This is a genomic window from Pseudomonas sp. SL4(2022) (genome assembly GCF_026625725.1).
Classification (GTDB): domain Bacteria; phylum Pseudomonadota; class Gammaproteobacteria; order Pseudomonadales; family Pseudomonadaceae; genus Aquipseudomonas.
This window is the reverse complement of sequence record NZ_CP113060.1, coordinates 550,845-566,579: the sequence shown is the minus strand read 5'-3', so window position 1 is coordinate 566,579 and position 15,735 is coordinate 550,845. Positions and strand designations below refer to the sequence as shown.

15 protein-coding genes are annotated in these 15,735 nt (G+C 59.9%); 7 read left to right on the top strand and 8 right to left on the bottom strand.

Going from position 1 to position 15,735, the window contains the following annotated elements:
* The first annotated feature begins 27 nt into the window (after positions 1–27).
* The 7 genes from infB (at position 28) to OU997_RS02665 (ending at position 7,671) form a co-directional block, all read left to right on the top strand.
* Positions 28–2,520 carry a translation initiation factor IF-2 gene (infB, locus tag OU997_RS02695; RefSeq protein WP_108486142.1) on the top strand — a complete coding sequence of 831 codons (2,493 nt, stop codon included), beginning with the start codon at positions 28–30 and terminating at the stop codon, positions 2,518–2,520.
* A 108-nt stretch (positions 2,521–2,628) separates the two neighbouring features.
* The gene (gene rbfA, locus OU997_RS02690; protein WP_108486141.1) at positions 2,629–3,036 is read left to right on the top strand and encodes a 30S ribosome-binding factor RbfA; all 408 of its coding nucleotides are present in this window, start codon (positions 2,629–2,631) and stop codon (positions 3,034–3,036) included.
* 4 nt (positions 3,037–3,040) lie between these two features.
* Positions 3,041–3,961: a tRNA pseudouridine(55) synthase TruB gene (gene truB, locus OU997_RS02685; RefSeq protein ID WP_267808846.1), complete on the top strand. Its 921-nt coding sequence runs from the start codon at positions 3,041–3,043 to the stop codon at positions 3,959–3,961.
* Between the two features lie 204 nt (positions 3,962–4,165).
* Positions 4,166–4,435 carry a 30S ribosomal protein S15 gene (gene rpsO, locus OU997_RS02680; protein ID WP_042554902.1) on the top strand — a complete coding sequence of 90 codons (270 nt, stop codon included), beginning with the start codon at positions 4,166–4,168 and terminating at the stop codon, positions 4,433–4,435.
* Between the two features lie 206 nt (positions 4,436–4,641).
* The gene (gene pnp / locus OU997_RS02675; protein WP_267808844.1) at positions 4,642–6,747 is read left to right on the top strand and encodes a polyribonucleotide nucleotidyltransferase; all 2,106 of its coding nucleotides are present in this window, start codon (positions 4,642–4,644) and stop codon (positions 6,745–6,747) included.
* Positions 6,748–7,041: 294 nt separating this feature from the next.
* On the top strand, positions 7,042–7,410 hold the full coding sequence (locus OU997_RS02670; RefSeq protein ID WP_420713233.1) for a BON domain-containing protein: 369 nt from the start codon (positions 7,042–7,044) through the stop codon (positions 7,408–7,410).
* Positions 7,411–7,473: 63 nt separating this feature from the next.
* On the top strand, positions 7,474–7,671 hold the full coding sequence (locus tag OU997_RS02665; protein ID WP_267808843.1) for a CsbD family protein: 198 nt from the start codon (positions 7,474–7,476) through the stop codon (positions 7,669–7,671).
* 61 nt (positions 7,672–7,732) lie between these two features.
* On the opposite strand, the gene OU997_RS02660 is transcribed toward OU997_RS02665, so the two are convergent.
* The 8 genes from OU997_RS02660 to OU997_RS02625 form a co-directional block, all read right to left on the bottom strand.
* Entirely contained in the window at positions 7,733–8,023 is a 291-nt protein-coding gene (locus OU997_RS02660; RefSeq protein WP_170049074.1) for a DUF2845 domain-containing protein, read from the bottom strand.
* Between the two features lie 44 nt (positions 8,024–8,067).
* The gene (locus OU997_RS02655; protein WP_267808841.1) at positions 8,068–8,367 is read right to left on the bottom strand and encodes a DUF2845 domain-containing protein; all 300 of its coding nucleotides are present in this window, start codon (positions 8,365–8,367) and stop codon (positions 8,068–8,070) included.
* Between the two features lie 3 nt (positions 8,368–8,370).
* Entirely contained in the window at positions 8,371–8,667 is a 297-nt protein-coding gene (locus OU997_RS02650) for a DUF2845 domain-containing protein (protein WP_108486136.1), read from the bottom strand.
* Positions 8,668–8,679: 12 nt separating this feature from the next.
* Positions 8,680–11,703: a DUF748 domain-containing protein gene (locus OU997_RS02645; protein ID WP_267808840.1), complete on the bottom strand. Its 3,024-nt coding sequence runs from the start codon at positions 11,701–11,703 to the stop codon at positions 8,680–8,682.
* Between the two features lie 102 nt (positions 11,704–11,805).
* On the bottom strand, positions 11,806–12,822 hold the full coding sequence (locus tag OU997_RS02640) for a class I SAM-dependent rRNA methyltransferase (protein WP_267808838.1): 1,017 nt from the start codon (positions 12,820–12,822) through the stop codon (positions 11,806–11,808).
* Positions 12,823–12,941: 119 nt separating this feature from the next.
* Positions 12,942–13,316 (bottom strand): hypothetical protein, encoded by a 375-nt coding sequence (locus OU997_RS02635; protein ID WP_267808836.1) that lies wholly within the window; start codon positions 13,314–13,316, stop codon positions 12,942–12,944.
* A 176-nt stretch (positions 13,317–13,492) separates the two neighbouring features.
* Positions 13,493–14,674 carry an acetyl-CoA C-acetyltransferase gene (locus tag OU997_RS02630; RefSeq protein WP_267808834.1) on the bottom strand — a complete coding sequence of 394 codons (1,182 nt, stop codon included), beginning with the start codon at positions 14,672–14,674 and terminating at the stop codon, positions 13,493–13,495.
* A gap of 95 nt (positions 14,675–14,769) precedes the next feature.
* Entirely contained in the window at positions 14,770–15,645 is an 876-nt protein-coding gene (locus OU997_RS02625) for an oxygenase MpaB family protein (protein ID WP_267808833.1), read from the bottom strand.
* Positions 15,646–15,735 lie beyond the last annotated feature (90 nt).

The following is a 15,735-nucleotide window of genomic DNA, read 5'->3' as shown; positions in this document are numbered from 1 at the left end:
GCAGTTGCGGCCTGAGGAGAGAAATGCATGACGCAAGTCACGGTTAAAGAACTGGCCCAAGTGGTCAATACGCCGGTTGAGCGACTGCTGCAGCAAATGCGTGAGGCGGGTTTGCCGCACAGCAGTGCTGAGCAGGCAGTGACCGACAGTGAGAAGCAGGCCCTGTTGGCCCACCTCAAGAGCAGTCACGGCGACAAGGTCGAAGAGCCGCGCAAGATTACTTTGCAGCGCAAGACCACCAGCACCCTGCGGGTTGCCGGTAGCAAGACCATTAGCGTTGAAGTGCGCAAGAAGAAAACCTTCGTCAAGCGCAGCGCCGAAGAGATCGAAGCTGAAAAGCAGCGTGAGCTTGCTGAGCAGCGTGCGGCTGTCGAAGCGGCGCGCCTGAAGGCTGAAGAAGAAGCCAAGCAGCGCGCGGCTGAGGATGCTCAGCGTCCGGCTGCCGCACCTGCTGCTGTTGACGCGCCTGCCGAAGCCGCTCCGGTTGTTGATGTCGAGCTTCCAGTGGTTACCGCGCCGGTTGTCGAAGAGCGCAAGAAAGACGAGCCGCGTCGTCCAGACAAAGCACGCAATGATGATGCCGATCGTCGTGGTGGTGAGCGCAAAACCACCCAGCATCGCCCTACCGTCAAAGAGAAGGCGCCGGCACCGCGCGTTGCTCCGCGTACCATCGATGAGGAAAGCGATGGCTTCCGTCGCGGTGGCCGCGGCAAGGCCAAGCTGAAGAAACGTAACCAGCACGGCTTCCAGAGCCCGACGGGTCCGATCGTGCGTGATGTTAAGATCGGGGAGACCATCACGGTGGGCGATCTCGCTCAGCAGATGTCGGTCAAGGCCGCTGAAATCATTAAGTTCATGTTCAAGCTGGGCACCCCGGCGACCATCAACCAGGTGCTGGATCAGGAAACTGCCCAGTTGGTTGCTGAAGAGCTGGGTCACAAAGTTACCCTGGTCAGCGACACCGCCCTGGAAGACTCCCTGGCTGAGTCGCTGAAGTTCGAAGGCGAGACCTTTGCCCGTGCGCCGGTTGTGACTGTAATGGGTCACGTTGACCACGGTAAAACCTCGCTGCTCGACTACATTCGCCGCGCCAAGGTGGCGGCTGGCGAAGCCGGCGGTATTACCCAGCACATCGGTGCCTACCACGTAGAAACCGAACGCGGCATGGTCACCTTCCTCGACACCCCGGGTCACGCCGCGTTTACCGCCATGCGTGCCCGTGGTGCCAAGGCGACCGATATCGTGATTCTGGTGGTTGCAGCCGATGACGGCGTGATGCCGCAGACCATTGAAGCTGTTCAGCATGCCCAGGCCGCTGGTGTACCGCTGGTGGTTGCCGTGAACAAGATCGACAAGCCGGGCGCTGACCTTGATCGCATTCGTAGCGAGCTGTCGGTGCACGGTGTGACCTCGGAAGAGTGGGGTGGTGATACGCCGTTCGTTCCTGTGTCGGCGAAAGTCGGTACCGGTGTCGACGAACTGCTGGAAGCCGTGTTGCTGCAGGCCGAAATTCTCGAGCTGAAAGCCACTCCGTCGGCCCCAGGCCGTGGTGTTGTGGTTGAATCGCGTCTGGATAAAGGCCGCGGCCCGGTTGCGACCGTGCTGGTTCAGGACGGTACTCTGCGCCAAGGCGACATGGTGCTGATCGGCTCCAACTACGGTCGTATCCGCGCCATGCTCGACGAGAATGGCAAGCCGATCAAAGAAGCCGGCCCGTCGATTCCGGTCGAGATTCTCGGCCTGGACGGCACCCCGGATGCGGGCGACGACATGAGCGTGCTGGCTGACGAGAAGAAAGCTCGTGAAGTCGCGCTGTTCCGTCAAGGCAAGTTCCGCGAAGTGAAACTGGCCCGTGCCCACGCTGGCAAGCTGGAAAACATCTTCGAGAACATGGGGCAGGAAGAGAAGAAGACGCTCAACATCGTCCTCAAATCCGACGTTCGTGGTTCTCTGGAAGCGCTGCAAGGCTCGCTCAGCGGCTTGGGTAACGATGAAGTGCAGGTGCGTGTGGTCGGTGGCGGCGTCGGTGGTATCACCGAGTCCGATGCCAACCTGGCGCTGGCCTCCAATGCTGTACTGTTTGGCTTTAACGTGCGTGCCGATGCCGGCGCGCGCAAGATCGTCGAGCAGGAAGGTCTGGATATGCGTTACTACAACGTGATCTACGACATCATCGAAGACGTCAAGAAGGCCCTGACCGGCATGCTCGGCAGTGATGTTCGCGAGAACATCCTGGGTATTGCTGAAGTGCGTGACGTGTTCCGTTCGCCGAAATTCGGTGCGATCGCCGGTTGTATGGTGGTCGAGGGTACGGTTTACCGTAACCGTCCGATCCGCGTACTGCGCGATGATGTAGTGATTTTCGAAGGCGAGCTGGAATCTCTGCGTCGCTTCAAAGACGATGCCTCCGAAGTGCGTAATGGCATGGAGTGCGGGATCGGTGTGAAGAGCTACAACGACGTCAAAGTCGGCGACAAGATCGAAGTGTTCGAGAAAGTCCAAGTGGCCCGTAGCCTGTAAGCACGAGCCGCAACACGCAGCGCCCGGCCCCGCTTTTGCGCGGCCGGGCGTTTGCCGCTTTTAGGTCCACTGCTTTTTGCGGCAGTGCGACGAGTGAAGGTAGTAGAAATGGCCAAAGAATTTAGCCGTGCCCAGCGCATCGGCGATCAGATACAGCGCGAACTGGCGCAGTTGATCCGTATGGAAGTTAAAGACCCGCGCTTGGGTGGGTTGGTGACGATTACTGCGGTGGATGTCAGTCGCGACTCCAGCCATGCCAAGGTGTATGTCACCGTCATGGGCGGTGAACCTGAGGACGGTGTGGACAGCGTGGCGCAGAGTATCAAGGTACTCAACGACGCCAGCGGTTTTTTGCGTATGCAGTTGGGCCGGGCGATGAAGCTGCGCAGTGTGCCGAATTTGCGCTTTCACTACGATGAGAGTGTCGTGCGTGGCGCGCAGCTGTCAGCGTTGATCGAGCGTGCGGTCAGCGAAGATCGTCTGCACGACGATGCCCCCACCGAGGCCAAGGAGTAAGCGCGTGGCCCAGGTCAAACGTATTCGTCGTGCCGTGGATGGCATCATCCTACTCGATAAGCCCAAAGGCTTTAGTTCCAACGCGGCGCTGCAGAAAGTGCGCTGGTTGCTTAACGCCGAGAAGGCCGGGCACACCGGCAGCTTAGATCCGCTGGCCACAGGTGTATTGCCTCTGTGTTTTGGGGAAGCCACCAAGTTTTCCCAATACCTGCTCGATGCCGACAAAGGTTATGAAACGCTGATGCAGTTGGGTGTCACCACCACCACTGCGGATGCCGAGGGTGAGGTGTTGGAATGTCGCCCTGTGACCGTTGGTCGCGCCGATATTGAAGCGGTGCTCCCGGATTTTCGCGGTGATATCAGTCAGATACCGCCGATGTACTCAGCCCTTAAACGTGATGGTCAGCCACTTTACAAGCTGGCCCGTGCAGGTGAAGTAGTGGAGCGCGAGCCGCGTTCTGTTACTATTGCGCGCCTGGAATTACTGGACTGCGAAGCGGAGCAAGCGCGCCTGGCGGTCGATTGCAGCAAAGGCACGTACATCCGCACTCTGGTCGAAGACATCGGCCACTTGCTGGGTTGTGGTGCACACGTTGCTGAGCTGCGCAGAACCAAAGCCGGCCCTTTCGATTTGAGCCGCACCGTAACGCTCGAAGAGCTGGAGCGGGTGCATGGCGAAGGTGGCAATGAGGCCGTTGACCAGTTCCTGCAACCCGTCGACAGCGGTTTGCAACATTGGCCGCTGCTGCAGTTCTCCGAGCACAGTTCGTTCTACTGGCTGCAAGGGCAGCCAGTACGCGCCCCCGAAGCGCCGAAGTTCGGCATGGTTCGGGTACAGGACCACAACGGCCGCTTTATCGGGATCGGTGAAGTGAGCGAAGACGGACGCATTGCGCCGCGTCGATTGATTTCAACCAAGGCTTAGCCTGGGTTATTGCTGCAGGCCTCGGCTTAGCGGTGCAGGATTCGGTCAGCAGACCGTAGCGCGGACATGGGGTTTCGGCTCTGGTCGGCGTGTATCGAGGGTGGCTGTTAATAGGCACGGTCATGCCTCACTTTAAAAACACGGGAAGCGATTCCCGGCCTATTGCAACTGTTTCGGCAGTTGCCTAACTGAGAGGATTGCCCCATGGCACTCAGCGTTGAAGAAAAAGCCCAGATCGTTAACGACTACAAGCAAGCTGAAGGCGACACCGGTAGCCCGGAAGTGCAAGTTGCACTGCTGTCCGCCAACATCAACAAGCTGCAAGGCCACTTCAAGGCCAACGGTAAAGATCACCACAGCCGTCGTGGTCTGATCCGTATGGTTAACCAGCGCCGTAAGCTGCTGGACTACCTGAAGGGTAAGGACACCAGTCGTTACAGCGCCCTGATCGGTCGCCTGGGTCTGCGTCGCTAAGCAATGCTTATGCGTAGCTGACTGCCGAAGCTGGAAGTGGGGTTTACCCTGCTTCCAGCTTTTGCTTTTCTGCTGTAGCTGTTTTGGACGATAGCGGGTCCGATTCCCGTAACCGCCCACTCATTCTGTAAGACCCGTCTGTTCACATGCTGAGCAACGGCTGCAAAAACGCTTTCCCCAAGGGCAACAAAGAGAAGGAAAACACCGTGAACCCGGTCATCAAGAAGTTCCAATTCGGTCAATCGACCGTTACCCTCGAAACGGGCCGCATCGCCCGTCAGGCCTCCGGCGCAGTACTGGTCAGTGTTGACGATGACGTCACCGTGCTGGTCGCTGTCACCGGCGCAAAAACTGCCGACCCAAGCAAAGGCTTTTTCCCGCTGTCCGTGCACTACCAGGAAAAAACCTACGCAGCCGGCAAGATCCCAGGCGGCTTCTTCAAGCGTGAAGCCCGTCCTTCGGAAAAAGAAACCCTGACCTCGCGCCTGATCGACCGTCCGATCCGTCCGCTGTTCCCGGAAGGCTTTCAGAACGAAGTGCAGGTGATCTGCACCGTGATCTCCACCAGCAAGAAGACCGATCCGGACATCGCCGCGATGATCGGTACCTCGGCGGCCCTGGCTATCTCCGGCATTCCGTTCAACGGTCCCATCGGTGCGGCCCGCGTAGCTTTCCACCCGGAAACCGGCTACCTGCTGAACCCGACGTATGAGCAGCTCAAGGCCTCCAGCCTGGACATGGTTGTAGCCGGCACCAAAGACGCCGTGTTGATGGTTGAGTCGGAAGCCAAAGAGCTGACCGAAGACCAGATGCTGGGCGCCGTGCTGTTTGCCCACGACGAATTCCAAGCCGTTATCCAAGCCGTTGCTGAATTGGCTGCCGAAGCCGCCAAGCCGACGTGGGACTGGCAGCCGAAAGCGGAAAACACTGCACTGCTCAATGCCATCCGCAGCGAGTTCGGTGAAGCGATTTCCCAGGCCTACACCATCATCATCAAGCAGGACCGCTACGCGCGTCTGGGCGAGTTGAAAGATCAGGTGGTGGCCAAGTTCTCTGGCGAAGAAGGCCAGCCTTCTGCCGGTGAAGTGAAAGACGCCTTCGGTGAAATCGAATACCGCACCGTGCGCGAGAACATCGTCAACGGCAAGCCGCGTATCGACGGTCGTGACACCCGCACTGTGCGTGGCCTGAACATCGAAGTCGGCGTACTGGACAAGACTCACGGTTCGGCGCTGTTCACCCGTGGCGAAACCCAGGCGCTGGTGGTTGCCACCCTCGGCACTGCCCGTGACGCACAGCTGCTTGATACCCTGGAAGGCGAGAAGAAAGACCCCTTCATGCTGCACTACAACTTCCCGCCGTACTCGGTGGGTGAGTGTGGTCGCATGGGCGCCACTGGCCGCCGCGAAATCGGTCACGGCCGTCTGGCGCGTCGCTCGGTGCAGGCCATGCTGCCGGCCGCCGACGTGTTCCCGTACACCATTCGCGTGGTATCGGAAATCACCGAATCCAACGGTTCGTCCTCGATGGCTTCCGTGTGCGGTGCGTCCCTGGCCCTGATGGACGCCGGTGTGCCGATGAAGGCGCCGGTGGCGGGTATCGCCATGGGCCTGGTTAAGGAAGGCGAGAAATTTGCCGTTCTGACCGACATCCTCGGTGACGAAGACCACCTGGGCGACATGGACTTCAAAGTGGCCGGTACCGCTAATGGCGTTACAGCGCTGCAGATGGACATCAAGATCCAGGGCATCACCGAAGAAATCATGGAAATCGCCCTGGGCCAAGCCCTTGAAGCGCGTCTGAACATTCTCGGTCAGATGAACCAGGTCATTGCTCAGTCCCGTAGCGAACTGTCGGCCAACGCGCCGACCATGATCGCGATGAAGATCGACCAGGACAAGATTCGCGACGTGATCGGTAAAGGTGGCGCGACCATCCGTGCTATCTGCGAAGAAACCAAAGCGTCGATCGACATCGAAGACGACGGTTCGATCAAAATCTTCGGCGAAACCAAGGAAGCTGCAGAAGCGGCACGTCAGCGCGTCCTGGGTATCACCGCAGAAGCCGAGATCGGCAAGATCTACGTCGGTAAGGTTGAGCGCATTGTTGACTTCGGTGCCTTCGTCAACATCCTGCCGGGTAAAGACGGTCTGGTGCACATCTCCATGTTGAGCGACGCTCGCGTTGAGAAGGTGACCGACATTCTCAAAGAAGGTCAGGAGGTTGAAGTGTTGGTACTGGACGTGGACAACCGTGGCCGTATCAAGCTGTCGATCAAGGATGTAGCGGCTGCCAAGGCTTCGGGCGTGTAATCGCCGCGTTACTTTGCAGAAAAAAGAGGGCCCTTCGGGGCCCTCTTTTTTTGTCGGTAAAAAAGCATGTGGGCCTCGGCGCCTATGCAACCAGCGCTGTCGTGCAATATGCCCTGCTCGGTTGGCCCTAGCATGCAGATTGCACGGCACATGATGTTTTTGTTTATTGGTAAGTTATTGATATTTAAAAAATAAACCATTTAGAAAGGTTGGCACAACGCTTGCCACAGTACTGGGGAGACTGCAGCTCGTTGTGGTTTGCAGATTGTTCAGCACACGCAGGAGGCATGATTTATGAAAAAGCCAATCAAGCATTTCGCAGTAACCGCCATGACCGTCACCGCGCTGGGGCTTTTGCTCGCCGGGCCGGTTATGGCTGCGGGCACCCCGAGCGTGCAGCCAACCCTGCTGGCCGCTAGTGAGACGATGGATAAAGCAGAAGATGCGGTTTCCGACACGTGGATCACCAGCAAAGTGAAGTCGACCTTCCTGGCCGACAGCAGCTTGAGCGGTATCGACATAAAGGTCGAAACCAATAAGGGCGTTGTCACGCTTTCCGGGGTTGTTGCCAGCTCCGCCGAGCGTGATCTGGCCATTGCCAAGGCCGGCGAGATCAAAGGTGTGAGTGCGGTATCCGCCGAAGCGCTGAAAACCGCGCAGTAATCCATGGATGCGTGCCAGGCGCTGCGAGGGGCCTGGTAGCCACTCAACGACAAGGACAAGCAGATGAATACTGATGTAATCAAAGGTAAGTGGAAGCAAATCAACGGTCGTATCAAGGAGCGTTGGGGCAACCTGACCGACGATGACCTGAACGTCGCCGAAGGCCATAGCGAGTACTTGGCCGGCAAGCTGCAAGAGCGTTACGGTTGGACCAAGAAAAAGGCTCAGGATGAGCTGCGTGATTTCAGCGGCAAGCTGTAATCAGGCGTAAAAAAGCCCCGCCGGCATAACCAGCGGGGCTTTTTTTGTGGCTGCTGTCGGCTCAGCTGCCGCGTTTGCTTTCCACGCTCTTAAGTCGGCCGCCTTCGAATCGCAGGTAGTAGTTCATGCCGTTACGCGGGCCATAGACCCACTCCTCGACGAGGAACTCGTTATTGCCGTGGGCATCCAGGGTGTAACCCAGCATATCGCGGGCAATCGGTTCGCCACATTTGCTGGCGACCTCTGTGGTGCGGTCGCCGGTACTGGCGATGCCCTTTTCGCAGCGCAGGGTGCTGGCTTGGGCGCTGGTTGCCAGAAGCAGCAGGGAGAGGCTGAGCGCTATCCGTTGCATGGTGGAATGTCCTTGTCGTTGGTTTGGGTGAGTGTTAGGTGTTGCTAGTTGCCGCGTTTACTGTCGATCTTGATCAGTCGATTGCCTTGAAAGCGCAGAAATTGGTACATGCCGTTGCGTGGTCCGTATGACCACTCCTCAACTGCGACCTCATTGTAGAAACCGTATTCATCCAGCACTTCGCGGTAGCCAAGAAAATCACGGCTCAGGGGTTCGCCGCATTTGCTGCTGACTTCACTGGTAGTGTCGTCGAGGCTGATCAGCCCGCTGTCGCACCGCAGGGTCGATGAGGCCTGTGCACAGAAGGGCAGAAGTAATAGCAGGGTACTGATCAATGCTTTCATCGGTTAGCGACTACGACGCCGTTCGATTGCACGCAGGCGCGTGCCTTCGAAGGTGAGAATACTGAGCATGCCATTATCCGGACCATAGACCCATTCCTCGATCTGGTACTCACGCCGTTCACTTGGGCCGAGTGAGTAGCCTACCAGGTCGCGAAAAGCCGGCTCACCGCACTTCTGCAGCACCTCGAAACGTCGGTCATCCAGGCTGACCAGTTGGCTGCCGCAGCGCAGTGTTTCGGCTTGTACCTGCGACGATGCGCCGGCGCAGGCAAGGATCAGGGTTGTGGCGAGAGCGCGCATATGACGAAAACCTTACTCGCTGCCAAGGTGCAGGGTGGTGGCGACGCGGCCATCGGCGTCAGCCTGTGCCATGTTGACATCCAGCAGGTAAATACGTTCGTCAGCCAGGCCACCACGTTCGACCAGATAAGTCTTTATTTCTGCCGCGCGCATCTGGGCCAGCTGACGCTGCAGCAGCTCGTTTTGTGCCCAGGACTGCAGCACGGCGTCGCGCATCTTCGCGCTGCGTTCCGCGCTGGCCAGTTCAGTCCACTCGGCAGGCGGTTGCTGCTTGAGGCGGGTGCGGTAGATACCTTCGATCAGTACGGTCTTGTCGTCATCATCGACGACCAATTCACTGGCCTCGGCGGGTACATCATCGCCGCGACGTTGCAGCATTTTGTACCAGGTGTTCTGGTATTCGCGCTCCAGGCGTGCGGCCGCCAGTGGCGGGCCGTCGCTGCTTGCAGCGCTCATGCCTTCGATCTCCAGGCGCAGGGTTGGGCGCTCCTTCAAGGCGCTGGCCAGGGTGTCCAGGGCTTTTTGTGCATCACCGTCGAGCTCGCTGCCGCCGGCCGTGAAACGCACGGTGCTGAGGTCAACTTCACTGCCACCGCTGACCAGCCCACCGATAAATTTGAATGGCGCCTGGGCGGCGCGCAGCACCAGGTTGCGCAGGGTCTGCCAGACAATCGGCATCACGCTGAACTCCGGGTTGTTCAGATTACCCTGCACAGGCAATTGGATTTCGATGTTGCCTTGGGTGTCCTTGAGCAGGGCCACGGCCAGACGAATCGGCAGGTCCATGGCGTCCTTGCTGTCGACCTTCTCACCCAGCTGCAGGTCTTCCAGTAGCAGTTTGTTCTCGGCGTTGAGGTTGCCTTTCTCAATCTGGTAATGCAGGTCGAGGTTGAGACGGCCCTTGCGGATACGGAAACCGGCGAACTTGCCGGAGTAAGGCGTCAGGGTGGTCAGCTCGACGTTCTTGAAACTGGTGGCGATATCCAGGCTGTTCAGCGGATCAAACGGGGTGAGTTTGCCCTTGATGCTGACCGGTGCGTACTTGTCGACTTTGCCCTGAATATCGACGCTGGCGGTTTTCGGACTCTGGTTGTCGAGTGTGCCGATCTTGCCGTTGAGTTGCTGAATGGCCGTGGCGAAGTTAGGCGTCAGGCTGAAGTCGGCAAAGTTCGCCGAGCCGTCCTTGATGCTGATGCCGCCGATGCGCATCGGCAGCGGTTTACTCGCTGCAGCGGGCTTGGCGTTGGCCTCTGCCGGCTGTGGAATCATCAGATCGCTGATATTGGTGGTCAGGTCTTCGTTGATGATAAAGCGCACATAGGGCTGCTGCAGTTTGACCTGGCCGATCACCAGGCCCTTGCCGTGTTGATAGTCGATTCCTTCCACCAGCACTTGCTGCCATTTAAGGAAGTCGCGGTCCTTGAGCGTGTCGAGGGTATGCAGCTGATTGATCTCGGCTTGCCCGCCAATACTGAAGGCCAGCGGTTCGACGCTCTGCAGATCAACCGCCAGCTCGCTGCCGAGCTTGCCGCTGCGCAGTTCCAGACGCACGAAGGGGCTCAGGTAGGTCTGCGCCAGGCGCAGGTCGATATCGCGGGTGGCAACCTGCAGCTTCGCCGTAGTCGGGGTCAGTTGCACCTGGCCGTCGGCCTTGATCTGCCCGGTCTTGTTCACTCCTGTGTCGAGCTTGAGACTGAAGGGCGACGTGCCCAGGCTGTCGAAGTCGTTCAGATCGAGGTTGAGTGGTGCCAGGTCGATTTTGACTTCCGCGCCGCCGGCGCGGTCGGCCAGATGCACCTGATAGTCGCGCAGTTGCACGTCACGCAGGATTACCTGCCAGGGTTTGCTGGGCTCTTCCGGCTGGTCGGCAGTGGCGGTTTCCAGGTCAGCGGATTGCTCTGCGGTGGTCGGTTCGCTTGGCTCTTTTGCCGGTTCGGCTTCCGTGGCTGCGGAGCCTGAGCCACCCTCATTTGGAGCTGGAGCTGGAGCTGGAGCTGGAGCTGGAGCTGGAGCTGGAGCTGGTTTGGCGGGTTGGCTGGCCAGCAACTTCTGCCAGTCGAGCTGGCCATCGGCCTCGCGTGCAGCCCAGGTTTCCAGCTTCTGGCTACGAATCTTGCCGACGATGACCTGCTGCTTGGCCAGGTCCACGCTGGTTTCGCTGATATCCAGGCGTTGCAGGCGCAGCAGCGGTTTTTCCGCCGGGCTTTTGATGGCAAAGCTGCTGACGTGGAGCTGGGTATTGCTCAACAGCAGTTCGGTGCCTTTGGCCAGATTCAGGCTGTAGTCGCTGCTGAGATTGACGGTGCCGTCCTCCAGAACCAGCGGCACCGCATCGCGCACGTAGGGCCAGATGGCTTTCAGCTTACCGTCCGTGACTTTCAGGCTGCCACTGGAGCTGATTGGCACCAGGCTGATACGGCCAGTCCAGTCGATGCGTCCGCCGGTAGGGCCGGTGGCCACCAGGCTCATGTCGGCATTGTCGTCTGGCAGGGTGCTGAGGTTGAACAGCTCAAGGTTGAGGTCGTCGTAGATAAACTCGATGGGCTCGCTGGGGCGCAGGTCCTGAAAATGCACGTTGCCGCCACTCAGCTTGATCCGTGAAATACGCAGCGGGAACGGCTCGCCGGCCGGCTCTTCAACCGCAGGCTCGGTGCTAGGCGGGACGTTGAACAGTTGCGTCAGGTTGAGTCGACCGTCCTTGCCGAACAGCACTGCGCTGTGCGGTTTATCCAGCTCGATATCGGCCAGGTGCAATACGCCGTTCCACAGGCTGTCGAGTTGCAGGTTGGCATACAGCCGTTCGAAGGCGATCTGCTGCTGTTCGGCTTCACCAATCTGCAGGCCCCAGAGGCTGAGCTCCAGGCTGAACGGGTTAAGTTGCAGGCGTTGCAGGGTGGCGGGTACTTCGGCGTAGTGCGCCAGTTGCTGGTTGGCGATGCGCAGGCCGATACCGGGCAGAATCAGAAACCCCAGCAGGCTGTAGAGAGCAATGGCGATGGCAATGGCGCTGGCCGCGCGCTTTATCCCTTTAAGCATAAAAACGTCATCTATCCCGACGAGAAGTGCCTTGGAGTATGGCATGCGTGCGCAGTTCCGCAGAGGCTCTGCGCGGCGATTTTCTTCATGCTGACGGGTACATCAGAACTGCAGGATCAGGGTTTTCAGTGGTGGCTTGCCATCCTGTGATGGGAAGTCACTGGCCGGTGGCAGCACCTGCCAGCCACGTACTGGGCGACCGAGTTTTTCCGCACAGCGCAGCACCTGCTCACGCCAATCGGCCAGGGCAACTTTCGCCAGGTTGTTGCAGCAGATCAGCACGCCATTATCGGCGGTGGCGAGAATTGCTGGTTTGAGCAGGCTCTGGTAATCGCGCAGCAGGTCGACGGTGCCGAAAGCACTTTTGGCCCAGGCCGGCGGGTCGAGCAGCACCAGATCGAACTGACGTTGCTCAAGGCGCGGATAGTGCGGCAGCTTCTGCCCGCGCCGCACATTGATCGGCAGGCCAGCCAGTTGGCGAATTGCCGGGAAGTAATCCGATTGCACAAATTGCATAGGAAGCAGCTGCGGATTGAGCTGACCATTCTCGCGACCGACCGCCAGGTTGCCTTCGGCAAAATCCAGATTGAGCACCTCGCTGGCCCCGCCAGCAGCTGCACTCAAACCGACGCCACAGGTGTAGGCGAACAGGTTGAGCACGGATTTGCCGGCACTGTGTGCTTTGACCCAGCCGCGGGCGTTGCGCAGGTCGAGAAACAGCAAGGGGTCCTGTCCGGCATGGCGGCCGCGCACGCGGTAATTGAGGCCCCATTCATGGCCGATCAGGTCTTCCAAGGCCGTTGGCTCGGCTTGATAGACCGCGTCGCTGCGGTCGATACGCGAGTTGCCTTGGGCGCGATCGTTGTACACCAGCAGCAGTGGGATGCTGAGGTGGGTTTGGCATTGCTCGGCCAATTGCAGCAGTTCGTCACGACTCAGGCTCTGGTGGAAGCTCTGTACCAGCAGTTGCGGGCCATAACGGTCGATGGTCAGGCCGCCGGCGCCTTCCTGGCTGCCATGAAACAGGCGATAGCAGTCGGTGCCTTGCTGATGCAGTTCAGCCAGCAGGTCGTGACGGTTATGCAGGGCGGCGCGCAGCGCCTGATCGAGAGAGGGCATGCGCGGCGACTCGAAAAAGGAGGGCACGCAGTTTATCAAGATTCACCTGCCGGGACGCAGGCTCGGCAAAAACAGCAAGGGCACCCTAAGGTGCCCTTTAATTTGCGAGTGTTACTTGATCAGACGATGCGGTTAACGCCCGTGCGGTCAGCGCCATCAGCGGCTACGCGGTTGCCGCCCGTGCGGTCAGCGCCATCAGCGGCTACGCGGTTGCCGCCCGTGCGGTCAGCGCCATCAGCAGCGACGCGGTTGCCACCCGTGCGGTCAGCGCCATCAGCAGCGACGCGGTTGCCGCCTGTGCGGTCAGCGCCGTCAGCAGCGATGCGGTTACCGCTGGTGCGATCTGCACCGTCTTCGGCGATACGGTGGATGCTGGTACGGTCAAAACCATCAGCAGCGATGCGATTGCTCAAGGTACGTTCTGCGCCGTCTGCGGCGAAAACATTGCTGGTCAGGCTGGCGGCAAGCAGGGAAGCGATCAGGTACTTGTTCATTTGGGTGTCCTCGGAAGAGTGGGGTAAGTGGCTACGGGGCTCATGTTGCGCCGCAGCCCGACTCTTGAGAAACGCAGGCGGTCAATAGCAATCATCATTGCTGTCGATGGCAAATAAAAAAGCCGGCCTTCTGATTGATGGGGCCGGCTTTTTCTAGCTACAGCTGAGCGGTGTTATCAGTCTCGTTCGATAGCCAGTGCCACGCCTTGACCACCGCCGATGCACAGGGTGGCGAGGCCTTTCTTGGCGTCGCGCTTGATCATCTCATGCAGCAGGGTCACCAGCACGCGGCAGCCAGAGCCGCCAATCGGATGGCCGAGAGCGATGGCGCCGCCGTTGACGTTGACCTTGCTGGCATCCCAGCCCAGCTCCTTGCCGACTGCCAGGGCCTGCGCGGCAAAGGCTTCGTTGGCTTCAATCAAATCCAAGTCACTCAGCTGCCAGCCGGCCTTGGCCAGGCAGCGCTGGGTGGCACCGACCGGGCCGATACCCATGATCGTCGGATCGACACCGGCATTGGCATAGCTGGCGATCTTGGCCAGTACCGGCAGGCCGAGGGCCTGCGCTTTGGCGGCGCTCATCAGCAGCACGGCGGAAGCGCCGTCGTTAAGGCTGGAGGCGTTGCCGGCGGTGACGCTGCCGTCTTTCTTGAATGCGGGCTTCAGCTTACCCAAGGATTCTGCTGTGGTGCCGGCGCGTGGCTGCTCGTCAGTGGTGAAGGCCACTGGCTCGCCTTTGCGCTGCGGAATCAGGATTGGGGTGATTTCATCGACGAAGCGCCCGGCTTCGATGGCGGCCACGGCTTTTTGCTGTGAGGCGGCGGCGAAGGCGTCCTGCGCTTCACGGCTGATGCCGTACTTGTCGACCAGATTCTCAGCGGTGATGCCCATGTGGTAGTCGTTGAAGGCGTCCCACAGGCCGTCAGTGATCATGCTGTCGACCAGCTTGGCGTGGCCCATACGCAGACCGGTTCGTGCACCAGGCATGACATAGGGGGCCAGGCTCATGTTTTCCATGCCGCCGGCGATGATCACCTCGGCGTCGCCGCAACGGATCGCCTGGGCACCCAGGTGCAGGGCTTTCAGGCCCGAGCCGCAGACCTTGTTCAGGGTCAGCGCTGGCACGGCGTGGGGCAGGCCAGCGAGGATTGCTGCCTGACGCGCCGGGTTCTGCCCGCTGCCGGCGGTCAGCACCTGGCCGAGGATCACTTCGTCGACCTGCGCGCCGTCCAGGCCGGTTTGTTCCAGCAGGCGGCGGATTACCGCTGCGCCCAGTTCAGGGGCTGGGATAGTCGCCAGTGAACCCTGAAAACTGCCGATAGCGGTGCGGGTGGCGGCAACGATGACGACGTCTTGCATAACGCGATCCTCACAAATGACAGGCGCGGCGGGCCGCGAAAGGTCGCTATGGTGGCACAGCGGCTTTGTTTACGGCCAGCGTGCGAACCGACCGGTCAGCGTGGTGGCAGGTTCAGGCGTTTGCGCGCGCGGTGGATCGCACCGCCGCGTACCGCCCAGCGCAGCACGGGGGCCAGGCTGTGTACGCCGGCGTGGATCACCCGGCTACGCGACGGGCTGATCTGCTGACCGAGCATCTGCTGCGCCCAATCTGGCAGCAGGTCGATGCCAGCCTGCATCAGCAGCTTGGCCGCCGGGGCGGCGAGGGCGCTGGGTGCCGGGGCGTTGAGCAGAATGCGCAGGATTTCCAGCGAGCGTTCATCACAGAGCAGCTCGGGGCGCACAGCTGCCAGGTAGGCGGCGACCTCGGCGCGTGAGCGCGGCACCTGGGTCGCACCCAGGCGTTCAGCGATCAAGGCGATTTCCGCGTAGTAACGGTCCTGATCGGTATCGCTCAGTTGTGGGTTGCGGTAACGCAGGTGGGCCTGGAGAAAACTGTACACCTCGGCCACATGCACCCAGGTCAGCAGCGCCGGGTCACTGGCGGCATAGGCGCGACCGTCCGGTGCGGTACCCGTGACCTTGAGGTGAATGGTTCTGACCTTGTCGATCAGCCAGTCGGCATCGGCGCGCGAGCCGTAGGTGGTGCCAGATATAAACTGCCCGGTGCGACGCAGGCGGCCAAGCAGGTCCTCACGAAAATTCGAGTGATCCCACACCCCGGCTAATGCCAGCGGATGCAGGGCTTGCAAGAGCAGGGCGCTGATGCCGCCGATCAGCATGCTGGTGAAGTCGCCATGTACCTGCCAGCTCACCGAGTCGGGGCCGAACAGGCCGGGGTCGTCCTGGGGCTTTTCGAAGTCGATTTGCCCCAAGGCGACACCGCTGAGACTAAGAACTTGGCTTTCGATACGGCGGCGAAGAAATTCCATGGAATGGTGGGTTCGTTTACTGGTGTAGGGTGGATATCCGCCGCGCGGTGCCTTAGGTGGATGAACAGCGCGTCAGCTACGCGCCTCGAT